Source organism: Massilia sp. UBA6681 (assembly GCF_002454935.1).
Classification (GTDB): domain Bacteria; phylum Pseudomonadota; class Gammaproteobacteria; order Burkholderiales; family Burkholderiaceae_D; genus Telluria; species Telluria varians.
Map to the genome: position 1 here is coordinate 67,518 of NZ_DKJX01000052.1, position 24,292 is coordinate 91,809.

The 24,292-nt window shown below is 57.4% G+C and carries 24 protein-coding genes; 23 read left to right on the plus strand and 1 reads right to left on the minus strand.

Going from position 1 to position 24,292, the window contains the following annotated elements:
- Window positions 1-10: 10 nt before the first annotated feature.
- From B2R83_RS08110 to rfbC (B2R83_RS08220), 23 genes are all read left to right on the plus strand, one after another.
- On the plus strand, window positions 11-1,213 hold the full coding sequence (locus tag B2R83_RS08110; RefSeq protein ID WP_292039949.1) for a GumC family protein: 1,203 nt from the start codon (window positions 11-13) through the stop codon (window positions 1,211-1,213).
- A 3-nt stretch (window positions 1,214-1,216) separates the two neighbouring features.
- Window positions 1,217-2,221, plus strand: coding sequence for a 2Fe-2S iron-sulfur cluster-binding protein (locus B2R83_RS08115; RefSeq protein WP_292039952.1), 1,005 nt, complete (start codon window positions 1,217-1,219; stop codon window positions 2,219-2,221).
- 9 nt (window positions 2,222-2,230) lie between these two features.
- A complete protein-coding gene (gene rfbF, locus B2R83_RS08120) occupies window positions 2,231-3,007 on the plus strand; it encodes a glucose-1-phosphate cytidylyltransferase (protein WP_292039955.1) in 777 nt (258 codons plus the stop codon).
- Window positions 3,008-3,009: 2 nt separating this feature from the next.
- Window positions 3,010-4,080 (plus strand): CDP-glucose 4,6-dehydratase, encoded by a 1,071-nt coding sequence (gene rfbG, locus B2R83_RS08125; RefSeq protein ID WP_292040108.1) that lies wholly within the window; start codon window positions 3,010-3,012, stop codon window positions 4,078-4,080.
- Window positions 4,081-4,084: 4 nt separating this feature from the next.
- A complete protein-coding gene (gene rfbH, locus B2R83_RS08130) occupies window positions 4,085-5,428 on the plus strand; it encodes a lipopolysaccharide biosynthesis protein RfbH (protein WP_292039957.1) in 1,344 nt (447 codons plus the stop codon).
- Window positions 5,428-5,976 (plus strand): dTDP-4-dehydrorhamnose 3,5-epimerase, encoded by a 549-nt coding sequence (gene rfbC, locus B2R83_RS08135; RefSeq protein ID WP_292039959.1) that lies wholly within the window; start codon window positions 5,428-5,430, stop codon window positions 5,974-5,976. The genes rfbH and rfbC (B2R83_RS08135) overlap by 1 nt, the downstream gene beginning before the upstream one ends.
- Complete coding sequence (locus B2R83_RS08140) at window positions 5,969-6,886, plus strand: NAD-dependent epimerase/dehydratase family protein (RefSeq protein ID WP_292039962.1); 918 nt, start codon at window positions 5,969-5,971, stop codon at window positions 6,884-6,886. Before rfbC (B2R83_RS08135) ends, B2R83_RS08140 begins: the two co-directional genes overlap by 8 nt.
- Before the next feature lie 3 nt (window positions 6,887-6,889).
- A complete protein-coding gene (gene wzx, locus B2R83_RS08145) occupies window positions 6,890-8,287 on the plus strand; it encodes an O-unit flippase-like protein (RefSeq protein ID WP_292039964.1) in 1,398 nt (465 codons plus the stop codon).
- A gap of 32 nt (window positions 8,288-8,319) precedes the next feature.
- On the plus strand, window positions 8,320-9,339 hold the full coding sequence (locus tag B2R83_RS08150) for a glycosyltransferase family 2 protein (protein WP_292039966.1): 1,020 nt from the start codon (window positions 8,320-8,322) through the stop codon (window positions 9,337-9,339).
- 15 nt (window positions 9,340-9,354) lie between these two features.
- The gene (locus B2R83_RS08155) at window positions 9,355-10,284 is read left to right on the plus strand and encodes an NAD-dependent epimerase/dehydratase family protein (protein WP_292039967.1); all 930 of its coding nucleotides are present in this window, start codon (window positions 9,355-9,357) and stop codon (window positions 10,282-10,284) included.
- Window positions 10,268-11,251 (plus strand): glycosyltransferase family 2 protein, encoded by a 984-nt coding sequence (locus tag B2R83_RS08160; RefSeq protein WP_292039970.1) that lies wholly within the window; start codon window positions 10,268-10,270, stop codon window positions 11,249-11,251. Before B2R83_RS08155 ends, B2R83_RS08160 begins: the two co-directional genes overlap by 17 nt.
- An 84-nt stretch (window positions 11,252-11,335) precedes the next feature.
- On the plus strand, window positions 11,336-12,586 hold the full coding sequence (locus tag B2R83_RS08165) for a hypothetical protein (RefSeq protein WP_292039973.1): 1,251 nt from the start codon (window positions 11,336-11,338) through the stop codon (window positions 12,584-12,586).
- Complete coding sequence (locus B2R83_RS08170; protein WP_292039975.1) at window positions 12,583-13,560, plus strand: glycosyltransferase family 2 protein; 978 nt, start codon at window positions 12,583-12,585, stop codon at window positions 13,558-13,560. Before B2R83_RS08165 ends, B2R83_RS08170 begins: the two co-directional genes overlap by 4 nt.
- On the plus strand, window positions 13,557-14,270 hold the full coding sequence (locus tag B2R83_RS08175) for a WecB/TagA/CpsF family glycosyltransferase (protein ID WP_292039977.1): 714 nt from the start codon (window positions 13,557-13,559) through the stop codon (window positions 14,268-14,270). The genes B2R83_RS08170 and B2R83_RS08175 overlap by 4 nt, the downstream gene beginning before the upstream one ends.
- A gap of 4 nt (window positions 14,271-14,274) precedes the next feature.
- On the plus strand, window positions 14,275-15,306 hold the full coding sequence (locus B2R83_RS08180) for a dehydrogenase (protein ID WP_292039979.1): 1,032 nt from the start codon (window positions 14,275-14,277) through the stop codon (window positions 15,304-15,306).
- The gene (locus B2R83_RS08185; protein ID WP_292039981.1) at window positions 15,294-15,878 is read left to right on the plus strand and encodes a D-sedoheptulose-7-phosphate isomerase; all 585 of its coding nucleotides are present in this window, start codon (window positions 15,294-15,296) and stop codon (window positions 15,876-15,878) included. Before B2R83_RS08180 ends, B2R83_RS08185 begins: the two co-directional genes overlap by 13 nt.
- 6 nt (window positions 15,879-15,884) lie before the next feature.
- Entirely contained in the window at window positions 15,885-16,589 is a 705-nt protein-coding gene (locus B2R83_RS08190) for a sugar phosphate nucleotidyltransferase (protein ID WP_292039983.1), read from the plus strand.
- Complete coding sequence (gene gmhB, locus B2R83_RS08195) at window positions 16,582-17,166, plus strand: D-glycero-beta-D-manno-heptose 1,7-bisphosphate 7-phosphatase (protein ID WP_292039985.1); 585 nt, start codon at window positions 16,582-16,584, stop codon at window positions 17,164-17,166. Before B2R83_RS08190 ends, gmhB begins: the two co-directional genes overlap by 8 nt.
- A 159-nt stretch (window positions 17,167-17,325) precedes the next feature.
- On the plus strand, window positions 17,326-20,082 hold the full coding sequence (locus B2R83_RS08200) for a YjbH domain-containing protein (protein WP_292040109.1): 2,757 nt from the start codon (window positions 17,326-17,328) through the stop codon (window positions 20,080-20,082).
- Between the two features lie 184 nt (window positions 20,083-20,266).
- Window positions 20,267-21,325, plus strand: coding sequence for a dTDP-glucose 4,6-dehydratase (gene rfbB / locus B2R83_RS08205; RefSeq protein ID WP_292039986.1), 1,059 nt, complete (start codon window positions 20,267-20,269; stop codon window positions 21,323-21,325).
- Entirely contained in the window at window positions 21,273-22,214 is a 942-nt protein-coding gene (gene rfbD / locus B2R83_RS08210; protein WP_414674377.1) for a dTDP-4-dehydrorhamnose reductase, read from the plus strand. The genes rfbB and rfbD overlap by 53 nt, the downstream gene beginning before the upstream one ends.
- Window positions 22,215-22,223: 9 nt before the next feature.
- Entirely contained in the window at window positions 22,224-23,102 is an 879-nt protein-coding gene (gene rfbA, locus B2R83_RS08215; RefSeq protein WP_292039990.1) for a glucose-1-phosphate thymidylyltransferase RfbA, read from the plus strand.
- Between the two features lie 6 nt (window positions 23,103-23,108).
- Window positions 23,109-23,660 carry a dTDP-4-dehydrorhamnose 3,5-epimerase gene (gene rfbC / locus B2R83_RS08220; protein ID WP_292039991.1) on the plus strand — a complete coding sequence of 184 codons (552 nt, stop codon included), beginning with the start codon at window positions 23,109-23,111 and terminating at the stop codon, window positions 23,658-23,660.
- Between the two features lie 107 nt (window positions 23,661-23,767).
- Here rfbC (B2R83_RS08220) and B2R83_RS08225 read toward each other — a convergent pair whose 3' ends face one another.
- Complete coding sequence (locus B2R83_RS08225; protein WP_292039993.1) at window positions 23,768-24,100, minus strand: hypothetical protein; 333 nt, start codon at window positions 24,098-24,100, stop codon at window positions 23,768-23,770.
- Window positions 24,101-24,292 lie beyond the last annotated feature (192 nt).

Genomic DNA, 24,292 nt, shown 5'->3' on the forward strand with positions numbered 1-24,292 from the left:
GCCTGACAGTATGAATCAATCGCAGATGACTGCACACGAGCAGTCGAGCAAGGTCGATGGCGACATCGGTCTATTTGAGATGCTGATCTTTTTGGCAGAGTACAAAAAGCGGCTCCTGGTAGTGCCTTTTACAGCGGCTGTCATCTCTGCTGGGGGCAGCATGGCATTGCCCAATGTCTATGAAGCGACAACCAAGCTTTTGCCGCCGCAACAAAGCCAGTCGAGTACGACTGCCTTGCTGTCACAGCTCGGCGGTGCGGCAGGTTTTGCAGCCGGTATGGGAATAAAGAACTCTAACGACCTGTACGTTGGCATGCTGAAGAGCCGGACCGTCGCTGACCGGCTGATCGCCAAATTCAACCTGAAAAAAGTCTACGACACCGATTCACTTGATGCGGCCCGTATCCGGCTGCAGAAAAACACAACGATCAGTGCCGGTAAGGACGGCCTGATCAGTATCCAGGTCGAGGACAAGAACAAGCAGTTGGTCGCTCCGCTGGCGAATGCCTATGTCAATGAACTCACCCAATTGAACAAAGTGCTTGCGGTCACTGAAGCTAGCCAGCGCAGGATGTTTTACGAGCAGCAGCTTGAGAAGGCGAAAGACAACCTGGCCTCAGTCGAAGGCGAGTTGAAGGGTGCCCTGGATCGCCGCGGAGTTATCAGCGTGGACACGGAAAGCCGTGCGATGCTCGAGACCGTCGCGCGTTTGCGTGCGCAGGCATCAGCCAAGGAAATTCAGCTGAATTCCATGGCGGCTTTCGTGACCCGCGATAATCCTCAATACAAGCAGGTATCGGAGGAGCTGGCCAGCTTGCGTGGCGAGCTGGCAAAGCTGGAAAACGGTCGCGGCGCTGACGGTGGTGATAACCAGTCGCCCTCCACTGGGAGGCAGAGCGGCTTCCAGAGCGCCAAACTGCTGCGCGATGTGAAGTACTACCAGATGCTCTACGAACTCTTGGCCAAGCAGTATGAAGTAGCACGGTTGGATGAGGCCAAGGACCCTTCGATCATTCAAGTGCTCGACCCGGCGGCGGAACCCGAGCGCAAAGCCAAGCCGCGCCGCGTGCTTATTGTCGCGCTGGCCACGATCGCCGGTTTGTTGCTTGCCGTCCTGTCCGCCTTCATGTCCCGGGCCCGGCGGAACTTCCTGAAATCCGAGGAAGGGCGTGCCCAGTGGCACGAGTTCAAGTCCTTATTAGCAAAGAAGTGAACCATGGCGGAAATCATTCTAAGTTCGGGAACCCGTTTCGAGGTCCAGCCCGGCGCTTCAATCCTGGATGCCGCTGCTAAAGCCGGCGTATTCATGCCCTACAGCTGCAAATCGGGCCGCTGCAGTACCTGCAAATGCAAGGTACTCGAGGGTGAAACGACTGCACTGCAAGCCGAAATCGGACTGTCCGCAGAGGAAAGGGCCCAAGGCTGGATTCTGAGTTGCGTGCGTTCGGCGAGTGCCGACGTGATGCTCGAATCCGAGGACCTGGGCGGTATCGAGCTGCCTGTGGTGAAAACCCTCCCATGCCGTATCAGCAGCCTCGAAAAACTGGCGCCGGATGTCCTGCGCGTCATCCTGCGCATGCCGCCTACGGCCGAGTTCAATTTCCTTCCGGGCCAGTACATCGACGTTATCGGTCCTGAAGGCCTGCGCCGCAGTTATTCGCTCGCTAGCGCGGACGGGGGTAGCAAGACGCTCGAACTACACATCCGTGCTGTCGAAGGCGGCTCCATGAGTGCTTACTGGTTCGGCCAGGCCAAGGTCAACGACCTGATTCGACTGAACGGTCCGCTAGGTACGTTCTTCATGCGCCAGACGGCGGGTCTTGACCTGGTCTTTCTGGCCACGGGCACGGGCATTGCACCTGTGAAGGCAATACTCGAGACGATCCCCGGACTCGCATCGGAGCAGCGCCCGAAGTCGGTGACGGTGCTGTGGGGTGGGCGCGTGCCGACCGACCTGTACATCGACATTGAGGCGATGAGCGGCGATCACCGTTACGTGCCAGTGCTCTCGCGCGCCGATCATGGCTGGACCGGAAAGAGGGGCTACGTGCAAGACGTGCTGCTCGGCTTGCAGCCCGACCTGACCAACGCGGCGGTGTATGCCTGCGGGTCGGACGCCATGATCCGTAGCGCCCAGGACCGCGTGGCAAGCGCCGGCTTGCCCTCCAATAGATTTTATTCCGACGCATTTGTTTGTTCAGCGCCCAATTCAGCAAGTTAGGATATTTATATGAAAGCAGTCATTCTCGCAGGGGGACTTGGTACGCGCTTGAGTGAAGAGACCTCCACCCGGCCCAAGCCTATGGTGGAAATCGGCGGCAAGCCGATTCTCTGGCACATCATGAAGATGTACTCGCATCACGGCATCCACGATTTCATTATCTGCTGTGGCTACAAGGGTTACGTCATCAAGGAATACTTCGCGAACTATTTCCTCCACATGTCCGACGTGACCTTCGATATGCAGGCGAATCAGATGCACGTGCGCGAAAAGCGCGCTGAGCCTTGGAGAGTGACGCTGGTGGACACCGGCGACGAGTCGATGACCGGCGGCCGACTGGCGCGCGTGGGCGACTACCTGAAGAACGAGGAAGCGTTCTGCTTTACCTATGGCGACGGCGTCGGCGACATCGATATCAGCGCGACCATCGAGTTCCATCGGAAGCACAAGAAGTGGGCGACACTGACCGCCACGTATCCGCCTGGCCGCTTCGGCGCGCTGGATATCGTGGAATCGCAGGTCAAGAGTTTCAAGGAGAAACCGAAGGGCGATGGCGCCATGATCAACGGCGGATTCTTTGTGCTTTCCCCGAAAGTCCTTGAGTTCATCAAGAAGGGCGATGCCACGATCTGGGAGCAGGAGCCCTTGTCGGATCTGGCGGAAATGGGCCAGCTGATGGCCTACGAGCACCAAGGATTCTGGCAGCCGATGGACACCTTGCGCGACAAGATTCACCTGGAAGGCCTGTGGACGAGCGGGAAAGCACCTTGGAAGAAGTGGGATTGATCATGAGCGTCAATCCTGATTTTTGGCGCGGCAAACGCGTTCTCCTGACCGGGCATACCGGCTTCAAGGGCAGCTGGCTTAGCCTGTGGCTGCAGTCGATGGAAGCTGAGCTTCATGGCTTGGCGCTTGCGGCGCCGACTTCACCGGCCCTGTTCGAGGAAGCGAACGTCGTTAACGGGATGACCAGCATTATCGGCGACATCCGCGATTACGCGACGGTGCTGTCCGCGATGGAGGCCTGCAAGCCGGAGATCATTATCCACATGGCCGCCCAGCCCTTGGTGCGTTACTCCTACCAGCACCCTGTCGAGACCTACGCGACCAACGTCATGGGGACTGTGCATGTGCTCGAGGCCGCTCGTCAGGTCGGCAGCGCACGTGCGATTGTCAATGTCACGACGGACAAGTGTTACGAGAACAAGGAATGGGTGTGGGGCTACCGCGAGGATGAACCCATGGGTGGTTATGACCCCTACAGCAATAGCAAAGGGTGCTCGGAACTGGTCACCAGCGCTTATCGCCGTTCCTTTTTCCAGCAATCCGGTATCGCGCTGGCTTCCGCGCGCGCCGGCAATGTCATCGGTGGCGGCGATTGGGCCGCGGACCGTCTGGTCCCGGATATCCTGCGTGCGTTCGAGAAGCGCGAGCCAGTGATCATCCGTAATCCGCATTCCACGCGGCCATGGCAGCACGTTCTCGAACCCTTGTCCGGCTATCTTGCGCTCGCCGAGCGCCTGTATCACGAAGGCCAGGCTTTCGCCGACGGCTGGAATTTCGGTCCGCACGACGACGATGCGCGGCCCGTCCAGTGGATCGTGGAGCATATGGTCCGCAGCTGGGGCGGCGAGGCCGCATGGCAGCTGGACGAAGGCCAGCATCCCCACGAAGCCCACTACCTGAAGCTGGATATTTCCAAGGCAAGAGCGAAGCTGGGATGGCAGCCGCGCTGGCATCTCGCGACCGCACTTGGACACATCGTCGAATGGCACCACGCATGGCTCGACAAGGCTGACATCCGAGCTAAGTGCCTTCAACAAATTTCACAATATCAAAACGCTAGTTTGCCTGCTTAAAAATATGACTACCTCGAACATTCAATTTATGCCGAAATCTCCGAACGCCATTCGCAAGGAGATCGCCAATCTGGTGCAGCAGTATGCGGACATCGTCTATGCCCCGCAGGCTTTCGTTCCCGGACAAACGCCAGTGCCGGTATCCGGCAAAGTGATCGGCGCCGCAGAGCTCCAGAACATGGTCGAGGCCAGCCTGGACGGCTGGCTCACCACCGGTCGCTTCAACGCCATGTTTGAAGAGCGACTCGCGAAATACCTCGGCGTCAAACACCTGATCACTGTCAATTCCGGATCGTCGGCCAACCTCGTCGCCTTCTCGACCCTCACCTCGTCGAAGCTGGGCGAGCGCGCCATCAAGCCGGGTGATGAAGTGATCGGGGTTGCCGCAGGCTTCCCGACCACGGTTAACCCGATCCTCCAGTTCGGCGCGGTGCCGGTGTTCGTTGATGTGGACCTCGCGACCCACAACATCGATGCAAGCAAAATCGAGGCAGCGATCTCGCCCAAGACCAAGGCCATCATGCTGGCGCACTCGCTGGGCAATCCGTTCAATCTCGACGTCGTCACGGCACTCTGCAAGAAATACAATCTTTGGCTGATCGAGGACTGCTGCGATGCGCTGGGCGCGACCTACAACGGCCAACTCGTCGGTACCTTCGGCGATATCGCTACGCTGAGCTTCTACCCCGCCCACCACATCACCATGGGCGAGGGCGGTGCCGTGTTCACCAACAACTCGGAATTGAAGTTGATCGCCGAATCGTTCCGCGATTGGGGCCGCGACTGCTATTGCCCTCCGGGGAAGGACAATACCTGCGACAAGCGATTCTGCTGGAAGCTGGGCGACCTGCCGGAAGGCTACGACCACAAGTACACTTATAGCCACCTCGGCTACAACCTGAAGATCACCGATATGCAGGCGGCGTGCGCGCTGGCCCAGCTCGACCGCGTCGACGAATTCATCGCTACGCGCAAGGCAAACTTCAATTACCTGAAGGAGCGCCTGCAATCGTGCGAGCAGTTCCTGCACCTGCCAGAAGCGACGCCGAATTCCGATCCGTCCTGGTTCGGTTTCCCGGTCGTCCTGAAGGAAACCGCCGGTGTCAAGCGTGTTGACCTACTGAATTACTTGGAACAAAACAAGATCGCGACGCGTCTGCTCTTCGCCGGCAACTTGATTCGCCAGCCTTACATGATCGGACGCAATTACCGCGTCAGCGGTGAGCTCACGAACACCGACGTTGTGATGAACCAGACCTTCTGGCTGGGTACGTTCCCGGGCTTGACCGCCGCGCACTTAGATTACATCGTTGCCAAGCTCGAAGAGTTCTTCGGTCTGAATTTCTAATGTTCACGCTCAAACCTTCATTCATCCCAGGATGCCATGAGGTGCTGCCGCGCGTCATGAACGATACGCGCGGCAGTTTTGTGAAGGTATTTCATGCAGATGCCTTTCGCGAACTGGGCCTGTCCACCGAGTTTACCGAAGAGTACTATTCGCACTCGCGCAAAGACGTTATCCGAGGGATGCACTTCCAGACGCCGCCTGCGGACCACATCAAGATGGTCTACTGCGTGCAGGGCGAAGTATTCGACGTCGTCCTCGACCTGCGGGTCGGTTCGCCAACCTACGGGCAAGCGGCGACCTTCACTCTCAGCGCCGAGGCGGGCAATTATCTGTATATCCCGAAGGGACTTGCGCACGGATTTTGTGCCGTCAGCGAGACGGCGACGCTCGTCTACAAAGTGAGCACCGTGTATTCGCCGGAAAACGATTCCGGCATACTCTGGTCGTCGGTGAAGGTGGACTGGCCGACCGAAACGCCGATCCTGTCGGAACGCGACGCGCGTTTCAATCCGTTTTCCGAGTTTGAAAGCCCCTTTACCTATGAATGAACGCGACGCGAAACGTGCACTGGTGACGGGCGGCACTGGCTATGTCGGCGCCATGCTGGTTCGCCGCCTCGTTGCAGATGGCTGGAATGTGCACCTCATCATTCGGCCGGGCAGCGATACTAAAGTGCTTGGCCCGGCACAGGAAACAGTCGTCTGCCACGAGCACGACGGCAGCACTGAAGACATGGTGGCCATCGTCAAGGCGGCAGCGCCGACAGTCGTTTTTCACTTGGCATCGCTTTTCCTGGCGCAGCACACGGTGGCGAATGTCGAGCTCCTGGTGCGTTCCAACGTCCTGTTCTCGACTCAGCTCGTGGAGGCCATGGCACGCAATGGCGTGCGTCATCTGGTGAATACCGGCACCTCATGGCAGCACTATGAAAACCACGAGTACAACCCCGTCAACCTGTACGCGGCGACCAAGCAGGCATTCGAATGCCTGCTGGCCTACTACGTCGAGGCCCACGGCCTGGTTGCCACGACTCTGGTGCTGTTCGATACGTATGGCCCCGACGACTGGCGCTCGAAGCTGATCGCGCTGCTGTGGAAAACCTCGGCCGCGCGCGAACCCCTGGCCATGTCGCAGGGGGAGCAATTGATCGACCTCGTGCATATCGATGACGTCGTCGAGGCCTTCATGTTGGCTGCGGCGCAGTTGCGCGGGCGCGATGGGGGGAACGTTCACTATGGCGTGTCGTCCGGCCAGCCCCAACGCTTGCGCGACTTGGTCGCGGCCTTCGAGCAGGCGACGGGCACACAGGTGCCAATCCTTTGGGGAGGACGTCCTTACCGTCCGCGTGAAGTCATGACGACATGGACCGGTTTTTCTCCCGTTCCCGGGTGGAAGCCGCAAATCCCGTTTGAAACCGGCATTCTTCAAACGCGCCCGGTAACCGCAGATAACGCTTGAGTCATGGGCAGGCAAATAACACAGGGCGACATGATATGGGGGTATCTCGCTCAAGCTCTGAATCTGGGCGGCGGTCTGCTGCTGCTGCCGATAAGCGCGCGCTACCTTTCTCCTGAAGATCTCGGTCTCTGGTTCGTCTTCACGGCGCTTGCCGGCCTGGCGCAATTGCTGGAACTTGGCTTCCAGCCAACGTTCGCGCGCAATGCTGCCTATGTGTACTCGGGCGCGCAGCAACTGGCGAAAACAGGGCTGCCGGAGCGCGCCAACCAAGAATCGGGAACCAACGTCGTCCTGCTTGCCAGCTTGCTGGAGGTTGCACGCACCGTGTACCGCGCGGTTGCCGGCCTCGCGGGCGTCTTCATGCTGCTTCTGGGAAGCCTGTATATCAAGACCTTATTGACGCCGAATCAGGATGCTGCCCACTCCCTTCTGGCTTGGGGAATGTTCTCCCTTGGCTCGATCATCAATTTTTATTTTGCCTATATCAACGGCTTCTTGCAGGGGCGCGGCGACGTCACGCAAGGAAGCAAAGTCACTGTAATCACCCGTGGTTCGCTGGTGTTGTTTAGCGTGAGTGCACTTCTGATGGGCTATGGCTTGTTCGGCCTTGGGATCGCGTCATTGTTGTCGGCCGCGGTCGGAAGAGCCACCGCTCACCACTATTTCACCAAGGACGCCTTGATCGAACGGATCCGGAATACTGAAATCACGGCGGAAGGCAAACGCGAAATCCTGCGCACACTCTGGCACAACGCCGGTCGCCTGGGCGTGGTCCAGATCGGTGCTTTCCTGATACAGCGAGGCAACGTACTGATCGCCGCGAGTTTCGTCGGATTGGCGGCGTCCGGCAGTTACGGCATCACCGTTACCGTGCTGATGGCGTTGTCCGGAATGGCGAGCGTGGTATGCCAGCTGCAGCTTCCGCATTTGGCCAGCCTACAGGCGTCTTATAACCGGAAAGCCGCTGCCGAGGTACTTGGCGAAACCTTCCTGATGAGCTGGGTTTTCTTCCTGCTCGGATTGACGTTTGTCGTGGTTGCAGGTGACGGCCTGCTCACCTTAATCGGGAGTCGCAACCATTTGCTGCCTTGGCCGCTTTGCCTGATGCTGGGAATCGTCATACTGCTCGAAATGAACCACAGCATTGCAGCGAGCTACTTGACCACGCTGAACAAGGTGCCGTTCGTCGGCGCGGCGATCTTTTCGGGCATTGGGGTCACCTTGTTGACCTTGTTATTGATCAAGCCATTCGGCATCGCGGGAATCGTAATCGCACAAGGCGCGGTGCAACTGGCCTATAACAACTGGAAATGGCCGTTGGAAGCAGTGAAGCATCTTGAGGTCAGCCTTTCGAACATATTGGTTCTGGGAGCGAAGCGAATTGTTTCGCGTTACGTGTAATAGCGCAGCGTTTCCGGATCGGATAAATCATTATGCACATGAATCAAATGGATTTTCGAGAAACTGCAAGAGCCAGTAGCCGGATCTTGATGGATACTTCGGTGCGCGACACAGTGCCTCTGCTGTCGATCGCCATCCCGACTTACAAGCGTTTCGATCTGCTTGCAGAAACGCTGGAGTCTGTTTTTGCGCTCCATTTCGATTTTCCGGTAGAAGTGCTGGTGGTCGATAACGATCCATCGAACGACGCCCTCGCATTGCAGGAGATATCGCGGTTCCGCGACCACTCGTTTGTCTATTACAAGAATATCGAGAATGTCGGCATGTTCGGGAACTGGAACCAGGGAATCAATCTGGCTCGCGGCAAATACGTGACGATTCTGCACGATGATGACCTGCTGTTACCTGCATTCGCGGCGGAGCTCAATTCGCGCCTGCTGCAGCCAGCGGCCGAGCCGGCTCCAATTCTCGCTTTCCAGGTCGTTATCCTGGACCAACGCGAAAATCGTCCTCAAGAGATTCCGAAAGACCGTGTCGTGGACGCGCACGCGCTGACGGCAGCCCCGTCGAAAGGACTCGGCAAAACCCGCCTCAAGGGAACCCGCGAATTTTTCTTTGGCAACCCATTCTGCGGTACTCTTGGCGTCGTAATGAGGAGGGACCTGGCGCTGTCGGTCGGTAGTTTCGATCCTTCCTGGTTTCCTATCGCGGACTATGAATTCTGGTGCCGCTGGGTCGCCGCGATAGGCGATATTCCGATCGTTTCCGAGAGAGTCGGTCTGTACCGGATGCGGCAAAATGAATCAATGGTGCCCCAAACCAGGAGTGCGTTCGTGACGAAATCGCGCGAACTGCGCTCCCGGATGATATCGGAGGGCGTCGTCCCCGGCTTTTATTCTCTTCTGCTTTCGACTTCGGCACGTGTCCAAAAGCTCATGATCGACCGCGATTGGCTAGCTGATGGCGAGCGAATCAAACGATCGTCCGCTCTTGCCGTATTTGTCTGGCGTTGTCTCGTATTTTCGCTGACGCGTCTTCTTCCACACCGCTAACCAGATCCATTTCCTATGAAAGTATTATTGATCGGAGGTGCAGGATTTCTGGGCATCAATCTCGCAGAGGCGATGATTAATGCCGGGCATTCCGTATACCTTCTCGACAAGTCTTTCGCCAATTTCGAAAGCCGGCGTCTTTCGATTCCCGTTAACGGAAAGTACGAGGTCGATATCGGCGACACTGCAGCAATCATCCGTCTCGTGGATGAGCTGGAAATCGATTGTGTTGCGAACCTGGCATCGAGCTTGTTGCCCTCGAGCGACTACACGGCTTTCGATCTCGAACTCAGGGACATGATGCTCCCGGCTTTTCAGCTGTTGAGCCACCTCGCTTCGAGAAAGATGAAATATCTATACTTCTCGTCCGGCGGCGCTATTTATGGCAACGCCGTCGAAGGACCTTGTCAGGAAAAGATTCAACCGCTGCCAATTAGTCATTATGGTTACTCAAAAATGCTATTTGAGCAGTATATTGAATTTGTTTCCCGCACCGCCGGTTTGGAGTATATAATCGTCCGCCCGTCCAATCCCTATGGACCTCATCAGAATCCCGACAGGAAGCAGGGACTAATCGCTGTCGCTTTTGACAAGATCGTCAACCGTCAGTTGATCGAGATATGGGGAGATGGCTCCGTTATCCGCGATTTTGTCTGGGTCGGTGACCTTGCCGCAGCGATAACGGCTCTGGTGGATCGTAACTCGTGGAATGCCACTTACAACGTCGGCTCAGGCGTAGGCTCCTCGGTCAAGCAGATCATCCACCTGATTGAAGATCTGGTAGGCGTGCGTGCCGATGTGGAGTACAAGTCGGCGCGACAGGTCGATGCGACAAAAATCGTTCTGGACATCTCCAAGCTGCAGTCCCATATAAATTATCAGCCGCTCGATCTCGGAGAAGGACTGAGGAAGTATTTTAGAGCGGTGTATGCTACGAAATCCTAATTCCCGGCTCGCACTGGCGATACCGACATATAACAGAAGTGCCATTCTCTACGAGAATTTGAAGGAAATGCTCCCGGAGATCCGCGAGCATTCCATCCCCATCTATATCTCGGATGACAGCAAAGACTCTGAAACCGAGTCAATGGTTGCGAAACTGAAAGATGAATATGAATTCATCTTTTACCGGCGTAACGACCCAAGCTTGGGGCATGACCGTAACTTTTTCGCGACACTGGCAATGCCCGACAGCGATTATGTCTGGTATCTGGGCGACTCGCTCTACCTCAGGCCGGGCGCGCTGACCGACGTCCTGGCGCGGGCGAACCAGGGACATGACTTCATCTTTATCAACTCCTACGCCAAGGATCCGGTCGACCGGGCCATCGAAGGAAAGGATGTCAAGGATTTTCTGGTCGACCGCGGGTGGTATTTGACGCTGTCCGGCGCGACGGTCTACGGCCGCGGCCCGCGATCGCTTCCGGTTGCCGAGGAGCGCAGGGTCCAGTGGACCAATTTCCCCCAACTGGGCCTGATTTTCGAATATGCATCGCTTCGCCCTACGTCGTGCGCTTGGCTCGGCCAGCCGTCGATCTGTTTTAACAGGAAAAAGAAGAGTTACTGGCTCAAGACCGCATTGCGTGTTTTTGTCAGGGATTGGGCTGCACTGGTTCGATCGTTCCCCAGACTTTTTACCGAGTCAGAACAGAATCATGTAATCCGGTCACACGGGCTCAATACGGGACTGTTCGGTTTCAAATCACTGATTGCCCTGCATGCGGTTGGTGGCATCAGCCTGCCGGAACTGAAGCAGCTTGGCGCCGATTTTGCGCTGGCCTCTCCCATCAGTCCGCACTGGGCAAAGCTGATGTGCCTGACTCCACGCGTGCTGATAAAGAGCGTCTGGAGTGCGGGCAAGGCAGTCAACACCGCATTGGCCGGTTTGCGAGCGGCTTCGGGTCAGATTTAGACGTTTTCCGGGCCTCCTGATTTGACTGCGGGCAGGTACGAATTCAAAAACACCGCGAAAGACTGCGGACTACAAGAAACTGAAATGGCAGCAGATCGGCGTACCGATATCATGTTGGTACTAGTGAGATTCCTGGCTTGCGGCTTTTATGTACTGCCGCTGGTTCGGCTCGTCTCTTTCAAGCTAAGCGGCATGGCGTTGCCGATCAGCGCATTGAACAGCTTCTTTGCGCTTGCCCTGCTATGTTCATCGCTCTTCTATTCCAGAGCGCTGCGCATTGGACATAGCGTCCTGCTTGCCGTTCTGATGTTTACTGTCCAGATGTTTTTGTTCGCTGGCACGGTCGTTTATCGCAAGGGCAGTTTCGAGAGTTCGGATCTGGCCACCGCATGGATTTATTTTGTCTCGCCGGTGCTGTTCGTGTTTGCAGGCGGTCTTTTTTCGAACGGTATTGCCGAGCGAGATCTGCCGGTCATCCGTCGACGCACCGAATATTGGCTGAATGTCGCTGGATGGGCGCTCTTGCTGGGCGCTTTCATCAACGGCCTCGATGTCGTGATTCTGGGGGACTCCTACTCAACGGTTTATGAAAAGTTCGCCACGACTTCCCCGGCGACTTTCGGTGACTGGACGCTGCCGCGCCTGTCCGGCGCCTATTTTTCGGGCCTCGATTTCGCTATGGCGGTGATCGTCCTGATGGCGCTGCGGCATTACAGCAATCTGCCGCCGAGTCGCTGGATGACCCTGACGTTGTATTTACTTGCGTGCATGACCTTCACCAGGAATGCCTACGTCATCCTGATGGTCTGGATGTTTCTTCGTAAAGCCGCACCCAGGCGCGTGGCTAAGCTGTCATCGATGATTTATTTGCTCGGCCCGATCCTGAGCATTGCCGTCGTGGCGATCATGCTGGCGCAAACCGCAGCGGGGCAGTTGGAGGTAAGTGCCGAGAGTTCGAGCATGCTGACGCGCATGGCGTCATGGCTGGCGATTTACCAGCAGTTCGCCGGAACCCCATCGGCCACCTTCGTCGGCCTGGGGCTTACCCAAAATGCGTTGATCCCGGGAGAAAGCGACGTTTATGCGATCGATAATTTTTACCTGGAGTTGCTCTGCTATTCAGGGCTGGTAGCGTATATCTGCTACGGATTGCTGTTCAAGGGCATTCGGCACAAGGCCTTGAACATTCAGGGGGGCGTGGGCAGTACCGCTTTGATGCTGCTTCTTTTCGTGCCAGTCATGGGCGTGTTTAACAACATGGTGGGTTCAATGCTTTGCTCAGCATTGTTTTTTGTATGCGGCTTGCTCGCGTTAACATCGAGGTCTGAATCTTGAAGTGTCTTATTGTTGTACTGAACTGGCGTGCTGCAGAGCGGACCCTGGCATGTGTCGACTCACTGGTCAGCAATGTCTTGACAGCCGGACATAACCTCATCATTGTCGACAACAATTCCGGTGATGGATCGTTCGAGAAGCTGAAAGAGCAGGTTGGTGCCCGATATCCCCATCTTTGCCGCGATACGCCGGATGGGGATCGGTGTGGGATCCACGTGATCGACTCGACGGCCAATGGTGGTTATGCATTCGGCAATAACCAGGCGCTGCGCTGGGCAGAACGCATGGGCATCGGCTATGACGTGGTCTGGATCGTCAATAACGACACCATCGTGAAGGACGATGCACTTCAGCCTCTGGTGGCGATGATGAAGGCCCGCCCCGAGGTTGGCCTGGTCGGATCTTATTTGCTCAATACCTCGGACAGCAATCTGCAATGCGCTGGCGGCGTTTCCGGGATCAAGCAGCTGGCTCTTTTCAAGAATTTCCTGCCGGGCCGCGGCGGTCTGAGTGGCTGGCTGTTCGGACGGCAGCTGGTTTACCTGACGGGGGCCAGCATGCTGGTGTCCAGGAGGCTCATCGACGACATTGGGCTGATGGAAGAGAGTTTTTTCCTCTATTTCGAGGAAGCGGAATGGCAGGAGCGGGCACTGGCCGCCGGTTACAAATTGGCAGTTGCGCCGGACAGCAAGGTTTACCACGAAGGCTCGGCGACCGTGGGCGCGGCAAGCCCATTTTTCTATTACATGTATTCGCGGAGTGCGATACTTTATCTGAAGAAAATCAGGAAGGGCTCGCCCCTCGTCACGGCAGCATGGCTACTGTTGGCGTGCTACCTGAAAACCCGGAATGGCGCCTGCATTCGCGCGACGTTCAGCGGGATCAAGGACGGAATTGGCAGGAGCGCTTCCGATTGGCAGTCGCAATTTTTCACGCGGGTGAACGCAAAATTAGGAACTGAGGTTGAACAATGAAATTTTCGGTAATTGAGCTTAGTCCGGCGCTGCCGGAAATTTTCAAGGGCGGACGGCTGCAGGTCATCTTTCCGGTCAATGCCCAGTTGGTGGGCTTGGCTAACCAGCGCGACGATTTTAGACAGGCGCTCAAGGTCGGCACTTGCGTCGTCGACGGGCAGATTCTCCAGTGGGCGGTCAATATTCGCGCCTTTTTCAAAGGCACCAGGAGCTACCAGAAACTGAGCGGTTCCGACCTCGTCTACCGGATTTCTTCCGAGGTCGCCCGAAACCAAGGCAGACTGCTGCTGATCGGCGGCAGCGAGCATTCGAATACTGGCTCCGTGCAGCGTTTGAAAGAGCTGTACGGTGGTGAAGTTTTCGGATTCTCGCCGGAGTTTTCTGGCTATCCAATGTCGCGTGAATGGCTTGCACGCCTGTTCGAGGTGATCGACGAGGTGAAGCCGACCGCAATCTTCTTTGGTCTCGGTGCTCCAAAGCAAGAGCTTTTGATAAAAGATATATTTGTCGAGCTCGAATCGCGTGGAGTTTCACTCGTGATGGCGGTGGGCGGCAGCTTTGACTTCGTGTCAGGCAACATCAAACGCGCTCCGAAATTCATTCAGAAGATCGGAATGGAAGGCGTTTACCGCCTGTGTCAGCAGCCTTCCCGCATGCGGGCCGAACGACTGGCCGAAAGTTTTATGGCATTGAGATTCTTTGTAAAGTAAATCGATGAAAATTATCAAAAAAGTCCATGCACGGGCGCCATTGCGGCTTGGCTTAGCTGGCGGCGGTACGGATGTTTCGCCATACTGCGACATTCACGGCGGTGCGATCCTTAACGTTACTATCAGCCTCTACACCCATTGCCAATTGGCGATCTTCGATCACTCGGGCCCGAGTCGGTTTTATGCGGCCGATTTTAATGTCGAAGAAAATAGCGACACCGCGAGCGCCGAGCGTCGCCTAGTCTTGCACCATGCAGTGTACGACAGGATCAATCGCGAATACTTGAATGGTGAAGCGCCCGCAGTGGAGCTCATCACTTATTCCGACGCGCCTCCAGGAAGCGGCGTCGGCTCGTCCTCGACCTTGGTCGTCGCCATGGTCGCGGCCTATGCCCATGCCTTCGATATTCCGCTCGGCGAATACGATATCGCGCATCTGGCGTATGAAATCGAGCGCATTGATTGCGGCATGGCCGGCGGCAAACAGGATCAGTATTCGGCCGCATTTGGCGGCGTCAACTACATGGAATTCGGCGCCGACGACCACGTTATCGTCAATCCGCTGCGTATCGATCTCATGACGCTCAGGCGCCTGGAATCGCAGCTCCTGCTGTTCTATACCGGCCGCTCGCGGGAGTCGGCTCGCATCATCGAGTCGCAGATCCAAGCTACCGAGTCCAAGGCTGAATCGGCCTTGAACGCGATGCACAACGTGAAGAAGTCCGCGGTCGAGATGAAGAACGCGCTGCTGAAGAATAACCTCGACAGCGTAATCTCGGTCCTTGGCTCGTCGTGGCTTGAGAAGAAGAAGATGGCTCCGGGTATTTCAAACTCCGCCATCGACGCCATTGCCGAAATGGCATACGGCGCAGGCGCGACCGGGCTGAAGGTGTCCGGCGCTGGCGGCGGCGGTTTCATGGTGATCGCCGTGCCTCCAACGTTGCGCTGGGCGGTGCGCAGGGCGCTCGCTGACTGCGGCGGCCAATTTTACGAATTTGAATTTGAAAAACACGGAGTATCAGTATGGAACATGTAAATCATTTTTTTGCGGAATCGGTACGTGATTCGATCTCGGTAAAGCAGGCCGTGCTCGAGGATGCTGCGATCCAAGCCCAGGTTTGCCAGGTCGGCGAACTGATGCTGCAAGCATATCGCTCAGGGAAGAAAGTCATTTTCGCCGGTAATGGCGGTAGCGCGGCCGATGCCCAGCACCTGGCAGCGGAATTCGTCAGCCGTTTCGAGTTTGACCGTCCTGGCTTGCCGTCCCTGTCGCTGTCGACGGACACCTCAATGCTGACGGCGATCGGTAACGACTACGGCTACGAAAAACTGTTTTCCCGTCAGCTCGCGGCGCAGGCTCAGCCCGGCGACGTGTTCGTCGGTATTACCACGTCCGGCCGCTCGAAGAACATCATTGAAGCCTTCAAGATCGCCGGTGACCTCGGCGTGAAGACGGTCGGCCTGTGCGGCGCGGCCGGCATCGAAGGCGCTCCCGTGGATTACGAGGTGAAGGTCCCATCGACAAAGACGGCCAGAATCCAGGAAGTGCACATCGTCATTGGCCATTACTGGTGCGGTTTCGTCGAGCGCATGTATTTCAAAGGTTGAGCGTTCATGGAATCCACCCCCTGTGTAGTCCTCGCTGGCGGTCTAGGTAGCCGTATCAAAAGCGTGCTCGGCGAAGTGCCCAAGTGCCTGGCCCCTGTGGGGGATGAGGCATTCCTGGCGCTGCTGGTCAAGAACCTGCGCAAGCAGGGGTTCGAGCGGATCGTCCTGTCGCTCGGTAGCGGCGCCTCTCAGGTCGAGGACTACGTCGAAGCCCATCCCGAGCTGGCGATCAGTGCCATGGTACGAGAGGCGACCCCATTGGGAACAGGAGGAGCGATTCTGTTTGCCATGGACCGCCTGGGCGTCGACGAGGTGGTAGTGGTCAACGGCGACACGCTGTTCGAAGGAGATGCATCGGCGATGATCGCGCCTCTTTCGGTGCCGCAGCCAGAACACGTGCGCATGCTCGGCGTCGCGGTGCCAGACGTTGGCCGCTTTGGTGCATTGCAGATCGCAAGCGATCGGCTGGTCGGCTTTTCGGAAAAAGGTCAGCATGGTCCCGGCTGGATCAACGCAGGGTATTACCGGATCGCGCGTCCGGCTTTTGTCAGCAAGGTCGACGGCGAGGCGTTCAGTTTCGAGACCGACGTGCTGACCGAGGCGGTGCAGCGGCACACCGTTTCGGTATGCCAAGTCTCGGGATACTTTACCGACATCGGCGTCCCTCAAGACTACTTTGCCTTTTGCAAACGGATGGGCGTCGATGGTTAAGCGCTGCGTATTCCTGGATCGCGACGGTGTCATCAATGTCGAAAAGAACTACCTTTACCGCGTAGCGGACTTCGAGTTCGTCGACGGCGTTCCTGACGCCATACGACGTTTGAACGAAGCAGGATGGCAGGTCGTCGTGGTGACCAACCAGAGCGGCATCGGGCGAGGCTATTACACCGAGAGCGATTACGCCATCTTGACCGATCATATCTCGGCGAAGCTGGCAGACGCTGGCGCGACCGTGGATGCCTTCTACCATTGCCCACACGCTCCCGACTGGAATGCGCCACACGGATGCGAGTGCCGCAAACCCATGCCCGGCATGGTCTTGAAAGCGGCATCCGATCTGGGGCTGGACTTGGCCGGTTCGGTCCTGGTTGGCGACAAGGTTTCCGATGTGATCGCAGGCCGAAACGCCGGTGTCGGCGAATGCTTCCTGGTGGAGAGCGGACATGCTCTCGGTGATGATGCTGGGATGGCGGACGGCGTTTTCGTCAGTCTCGGTGCTTTTGTCGACCACTTGCTGCAACGCGCCGGCCAGGCGGATAAGCAGATTTCGCCCTTTTATTTGACCTGAGGGATTCTTCGTTTCTCCGGCGCGTGCTTCAGCCTGAGAAACGAATAGTCGCTCCTTGCCATAATCGTCGTGTACAAATTCGTTAAAAGAAGCATCAGCTACGCATGTTGTAGTTGTCTCGTGCTGGGTGCCGCGGATGCGCGTGCAAATACCCCTTCAGTGCAAGGGCAGCACGGTTACATCAACATGCCGAATGCCGAGGTCGGGCCGGACGGGATGTTCTCCACCGGTTACAGTTACGACAGCCCGTACGGTAACTTCTGGGTGACCAGCACTCTGCTGCCTTTTTTGCAGATAACTGGGCGTTATGTTTCTATCACGGGCATTCCAGGGTTCACCTATGTGCCTGGTCAGTATGGCAGCGAGTACGGCCGCTACAAGGACAAGGTAGCGGACGTCAAGGTTCGCTTATTGCAGGAGAACACGTGGCTACCTTCCGTGGCGGTGGGAAGCACTGACCTGCTCGGCACGGAGCTCTTCACCGGTAAATATATCGTCGCCACCAAGACCTTCGGCTCCGCCCGGAATCTTGAAGCGAGTGTTGGCTATGGTTTCAAGCGTCCGGAAGGCCTTTTTGCCGGCCTCCGCTGGGTTCCGCTCGCGGCGCCTCAGTGGGCAGTGGTCGCCGAGTATGATGCCAACGATTACTCCAAGGATTATCTCGCGGACCGGACGTTTGCCGGAAAGAGGAGCAAGGGGCCGGCGGTGGGACTCGAATATCGCTGGGGCTGGCTTGGCGCCCAGGTAGCCCGCCACCGCGGCCATTTTAGTGCGAACGCCTATCTCAGCATTCCGTTCTCCGAACGCGAATTCATACCTAAATTGTATGAACCGGTGCCGTACAAAGCGAAAAAAGTAGCTGGACAGGTTCCGATCGCCGCATGGCGGGACGCTGGCCATGGGGACGAACTGGTGGAGGCGTTAGTCCAGCAGGATTTCAGGAATGTCCGTGTTGAGCTGGACGGAAGGTCACTCAAAGTTTCCTTGACCAACAACCGCATCGCGAATATGGGACGTGCGGTAGGACGTGCCGTGCGTACAGCGCTCGCGTTCGCGCCGGAGGGCACCCGTGCGATTCACGTGACCTATACCAAAGTAGAGCAGCCAGTTGCCACTTACGAGTTTTTCGACCTCGGCCGCTTGACCGACTATTTAAGTGGCCTAGTAGACCGAGAATACTTCCTGCAGACCGTTTTGGTGCGATACTCAAGCCCCGCAGACAAGGTGGATAGTGACCGGGACGGCTTGCTTGCGTCTATCGCTGACGAGGGAAGTGGCTTAGCGGTGCAGGTAGGTCGAGACGGAAATATGGTTCAGGTTGTTTCAGAGGACCGCGAAGCAAATCGATTCAAAATAGTGCCGAAGATTGGTTTCTTTTTCAACGATCCGAGCGGTGCTTTACGTTATGAGATCGCTGCAGCCGTCAATTACGATAAGCGTCTGTCCGAGGGTACTTATCTGAACACTGCGTTCAGGCTGAGCTTGCTCGAGAATATTTCTGGTGTAACCCAGCCATCAAACAGTTTGCTACCCCACGTACGCACGGATATTGCCGAATATAAGCGCGCGAGCAGGTTAAAAGTGAATCGTCTGCTCATCAACAAATACATGATGCTGGATGAGCGCGTGTACGCGCGTGCATCTGCCGGTTTTTATGAAGAGATGTACCGCGGCATAGGCGGCCAGGTTCTGTACTTTCCTAAAGACAGCCGCTGGGCTGCTGACCTGACGGTTGATGCGCTTCAGCAACGTGGATTCAAGGGGTGGTTCGACAAGCGCGACTACAAGACCGTTACCGCACTCGGTGCAATGCATTACAAGCTCCCTTACGATATTACTGCGACGGCGCGGGCAGGGCGCTTCTTGGCTAAGGACAAAGGGGTGCGCATGGAGTTCAAGCGTCGCTTCCAGTCCGGCACCGAGATCGGGGTTTGGTTCACGAAGACCAATGGCAAGGACATTACCAGCCCAGGCTCGCCGAGCGATCCTTACAATGACAAGGGCATATTCCTATCGGTACCATTGAACATCATGCTGCCAGCGGATTCCCAGGTGACGGCCGGATTCGCTCTTGCACCGTGGACGCGCGACGTCGGCCAGATGGTGGCTAGTCCTGGCGACCTGTACGACTTGATGGAGCAGCCGCGCAGGGACCTGACGACCTACGACGGCCTGGGTAACTTTGCCGAGCGCCGCGATGAGCAGGGGCGGGCCGCGGTGAATCCACCGGTGCGTGCGATGACGAGCCCATGGCCGGCCTTCCGCTGGCGCCTCGAGCAATCGGTGTCCACGACGCCGACGCTGCCGCAATGGGCCAATGGAACGATGCTTGCCGGTGGAGCGATCCTGGGCGGCGCCTTGCTGGACAAGCCTGTTGACCGCTTCATGAAGAAGCATGCCGGGTCGCGCGTCACGGAAGCCTGGGACAAGGCCGGCAAGGCGATGCCTGCCGTATTAGTCGGCGCGGCTGCCGGTGCGGTGGCGTTCGGCGATGCGCGGATGCAGAACATTGGTATCATCTCGCTGGAGTCCGTCGTCGGCGCCGCTGCACTGTCGATGGCGACCAAGCGCCTGGTCGGCCGTGCTCGTCCGCATGAAGAGCTGGGGCGGTGGAGCCGGGCGTCAAAGCGCTCGGACGCGTCCTTCCCATCAAACCACAGCGCCGTGGCATTTGCCGCCGTAACGCCCTTCGCCCAGGAATACGATGCCCCATGGCTGTACGGCCTGGCCACCGCGGGCTCGCTGGGCCGCAGCGCTGGGCGCCAGCACTGGGTATCGGATGTGGTCGCCGGTGGCGTACTCGGCTATGCCGTGGGTAGTTGGCTATGGCAGGCGCAGCGCGACAATCCGCGCTCGCACTTCGCTGTCAGTCCAGGGCCGAAGTCGCTCAGTGTGGCATGGAGCGGCAGCTATTGACTGTCTGTATGACACGTATTCCCGACTTTATCGCTGAAATCGCGTCGCGGTAACAACGATTTGCTGTCTGGAAGTTCCACTCTTATTTAAAATTGTCGTGTTTTGCATGAGCCATGCGTGTTCGACATTGGGCGAGCAAGACCGCTTACCGAGACGCTATCGCAGCTATTTGGAGTATTCGTATATGATCTTAACGACCGGCGGTGCCGGGTTTATTGGCAGTAACTTCGTGCTCGACTGGTTCACGGTGTCCGATGAAGCAGTCGTCAACCTCGACAAGCTGACCTATGCAGGCAACCTGGAGAACCTGGCCAGCCTGCGCGACAATCCGAACCATATCTTCGTCCATGGCGATATCGGCGACGTCGGCCTGCTCCGGCAACTGCTCAAGCAACACCGGCCGCGCGCGGTCGTGAACTTCGCTGCCGAGAGCCACGTCGACCGCAGCATCCACGGCCCGGAAGACTTCATCCAGACAAATATCGTCGGTACCTTCCACCTGCTGGAAGCGGTACGCGAATATTGGAGCGGCCTGCCGGAGCAGGAGAAGTCGGCATTCCGCTTTCTGCATGTGTCGACCGACGAGGTCTACGGCTCGCTTGGCAAGGACGATCCTGCGTTCCGCGAAACCAACCGTTACGAGCCCAACAGCCCGTATTCGGCGAGCAAGGCCGCCAGCGATCATTTGGTGCGCGCCTATCACCATACCTATGGCTTGCCGGTGCTGACGACGAACTGTTCGAATAACTACGGGCCATACCATTTCCCGGAAAAGCTGATCCCCCTGTGCATCCAGAATGCGCTGGGAGGCAAGCCACTGCCGATCTATGGCGACGGCCAGCAGATCCGTGACTGGCTGTACGTAAAGGACCATTGCTCTGCCATCCGCCGCGTGCTCGAAGCGGGCAGGCTTGGCGAGGTCTATAACGTGGGCGGCTGGAACGAGAAGGCCAATCTCGAGGTCGTCGGCACCTTATGCGCCATCCTCGATGAACTCAGCCCGCGCGCCGACGGTGCGTCGTACAAGACCCAGATCACCTTCGTCACGGACCGTCCCGGCCATGACCGCCGCTACGCGATCGATGCCACCAAGCTCGAGCGTGAACTTGGATGGAAACCGGCGGAGACTTTCGAGACCGGCATCCGCAAGACCGTGCGCTGGTATCTCGACAACCAGGCGTGGGCGCAAAATGTCACCAGCGGCGCCTACCGCGAGTGGGTCGGCAAGCAGTACGGAGCATAAATTGAAAATCCTCGTCACAGGCAGGAATGGCCAAGTCGGCTTCGAGCTGCAACGCGCGCTGGCGCCACTTGGTAAAGTCATCGCCGTCGGTCATGCAGATTGCAACCTGGCCGACGGCGAGGCAGTTCGTGAACTAGTGCGGCGCGTCGCACCGGATGTCATCGTCAATCCTGCAGCCTACACCGCCGTGGACAAGGCCGAGGCCGACGAAGCCACTGCATTCGCCGTGAACGCCGAGGCGCCCGGCGTTCTTGGGGAAGAAGCCGCGCGCCTTGGTGCACTGGTCGTACACTTTTCTACGGACTATGTGTTCAATGGCAGCAAGGATGGCAGCTACTCGGAAGACGATCAGCCCGACCCGCAAAGCGTTTATGGCGGCACCAAGTACGCGGGTGAGGTAGCGCTGGCCGCGGCCAATGCGCGGCACCTGATCATGCGCACCAGCTGGGTGGTGGGGGCACATGGGGGCAACTTTGCGAAAACCATGTTGCGTCTCGCTGCCGAACGCGAGCAGCTGAACGTCGTGGCGGACCAGTTCGGCGCCCCGACTTCGGCAGCAGTGCTGGCTGACCTGACAGCACACCTGGTCCGACAGTACCAGCGCGAAGGCGCGGATCGGTTCCCATACGGAACCTACCACGTTGCCGCATCAGGCGAAACCAGCTGGTGCGACTATGCGCGCTTCGTCATCGGTGAAGCGCTGACTGCGGGCCAGGCGCTCAAAGCAAGTCCAGAGACGGTCATGCCGCTCACGACCGCGCAGTACCCGACTCCGGCCAAACGGCCAGCCAATTCCAGGCTCGACACCAGCCGCTTCCGCAATACCTTCGGTTTGCGGCTCCCGCCCTGGCAGGAAAGCGTCCGCCACGTCTTACAGCAAATTTTTTAAAAGACAACAATGTCCAATTCCAAACGCAAGGGAATCATCCTCGCCGGCGGCTCCGGAACACGGCTTTATCCGGTGACCCAGGCCGTCAGTAAACAACTGATGCCAGTGTATGACAAACCGATGATCTACTACCCGCTCAGCACCTTGATGCTGAGCGGTATTCGCGACGTGCTGGTCATCAGCACGCCGCACGACACCCCGCGCTTTGCGGAACTGCTCGGTGACGGCAGCCAGTGGGGCATGAATATCCAGTATGCGGTGCAGCCTTCGCCTGACGGCCTGGCGCAGGCATTCATTATCGGGCGGGACTTCATCGGCAACGATGCAAGTGCCTTGGTGCTGGGCGATAATATTTTTTACGGACACGACCTGGTCAAGCAACTGCACAGCGCTAACGACCGTATCGATGGGGCCACGGTCTTCGCCTATCACGTGCATGATCCGGAACGCTATGGCGTGGTCGAATTCGATGCCAAGCAGCGCGCCATCAGTATCGAGGAAAAGCCGACGGTGCCAAAGTCGCATTATGCGGTGACTGGGCTGTATTTCTACGATAACAACGTGTGCAATATCGCCGCCGATATCAAACCATCCGCACGTGGCGAGCTGGAGATCACCGATGTGAACCAGTGCTACCTCTCTCGGGGGATGCTGGACGTCGAGATCATGGGGAGAGGCTTCGCCTGGCTGGATACAGGCACCCACGACAGCCTGCTGGAAGCAGCAAGCTTCATTGCTACATTGCAGAAGCGACAGGGCCTGCAGGTGGCATGTCCAGAAGAAATCTCCTACCGTCAAGGCTGGATCAATGCTGCGGACCTGCAAAAGCTGGCATCGCCCCTGTCCAAGAACGGCTATGGCCGTTACCTGTTGAATCTTCTAAAGTAATTTGATATGCCATATACCGTTACCCCAACCGCCATCCCCGACGTGCTGGTGTTGACCCCGAAAGTGTTTGGTGACGCGCGAGGCTTCTTTTTTGAAAGCTTTAATGCGCAGGACTTTAGGAAGGTCACGGGCTTGGAGGTTGACTTTGTACAAGACAACCACAGCAAGTCGGCAAAAGGCGTATTGCGCGGCTTGCACTACCAGATCCAGCATGCTCAGGGCAAGCTGGTGCGTGTAGTGCAGGGTAAAGTCTTCGACGTTGCAGTAGACCTGCGGAAAGCTTCACCGACCTTCGGGAAATGGGTGGGACAAATCCTTAGCGCGGAAAACCATTGCCAATTGTGGATTCCGCCTGGATTCGCGCATGGTTTCGTCGTGCTGAGCGAGTCAGCCGAGTTCCTCTACAAGACGACCGATTACTGGTATCCGGAGCACGAACGCAGCCTGATGTGGAATGATCCGACAGTGGCTGTCGAGTGGCCGATCGATTTTGGTCCCCAATTGGCGGCAAAGGATGCTGCAGGCCGCTCGTTCAAAGAGGCGGACTTCTTTGATTAAATGGTCGACATTGGCTCCCACACGAAAGCCATAACTCCAATATGAAAACGGCCGCGAAGCGGCCGTTTTTCGTCGGTAGAGTGCCCGAAAGCACTCTGACAGAACGATTAGTGGTGAGTCGTTGCCGAGTGAGCAGTGCTCGAGTCGCTGTCCGAAGCAGCAACGCCGACAGCAGCGACAGCAGCGCCGATGGCGATAAGGGTGGTGGTCGACAGACCAGCCAGGGCGGTGCCGCCCAGCAGGCCGCCGGTGCTTGCAGCGCCAGCGCCGGCAGCAGCGCCGGTACCAGCAGCGGTGGTACCGGTAGCGGTGCCGGTTGCGGTGCCGGTTGCGGTGGTGCTGGTTGCGCCGGTGGTGCTGGTTGCCGGAGCGCTGGTCTGGGCCAGCACTTGGGTCGACAGCAGGCTCAGGATCGCGCTAGCGACGAGAAGCTTTTTCATGTTAGGTCCTTGTTTGTTCAAAATTACAGAAGTGCAGAGTGCTACTTTTGCAAGCACATTATATTACCAAAACATTTCCTTGCATTAAAAAAAGGAACTGCTCGTTACATTCTGGCACAGCATTGCCACAATGGCATATCCCAAAGGTACGTTCATGCGGAGCGCATGTGCCGGCGACGTTTATGTGCAACC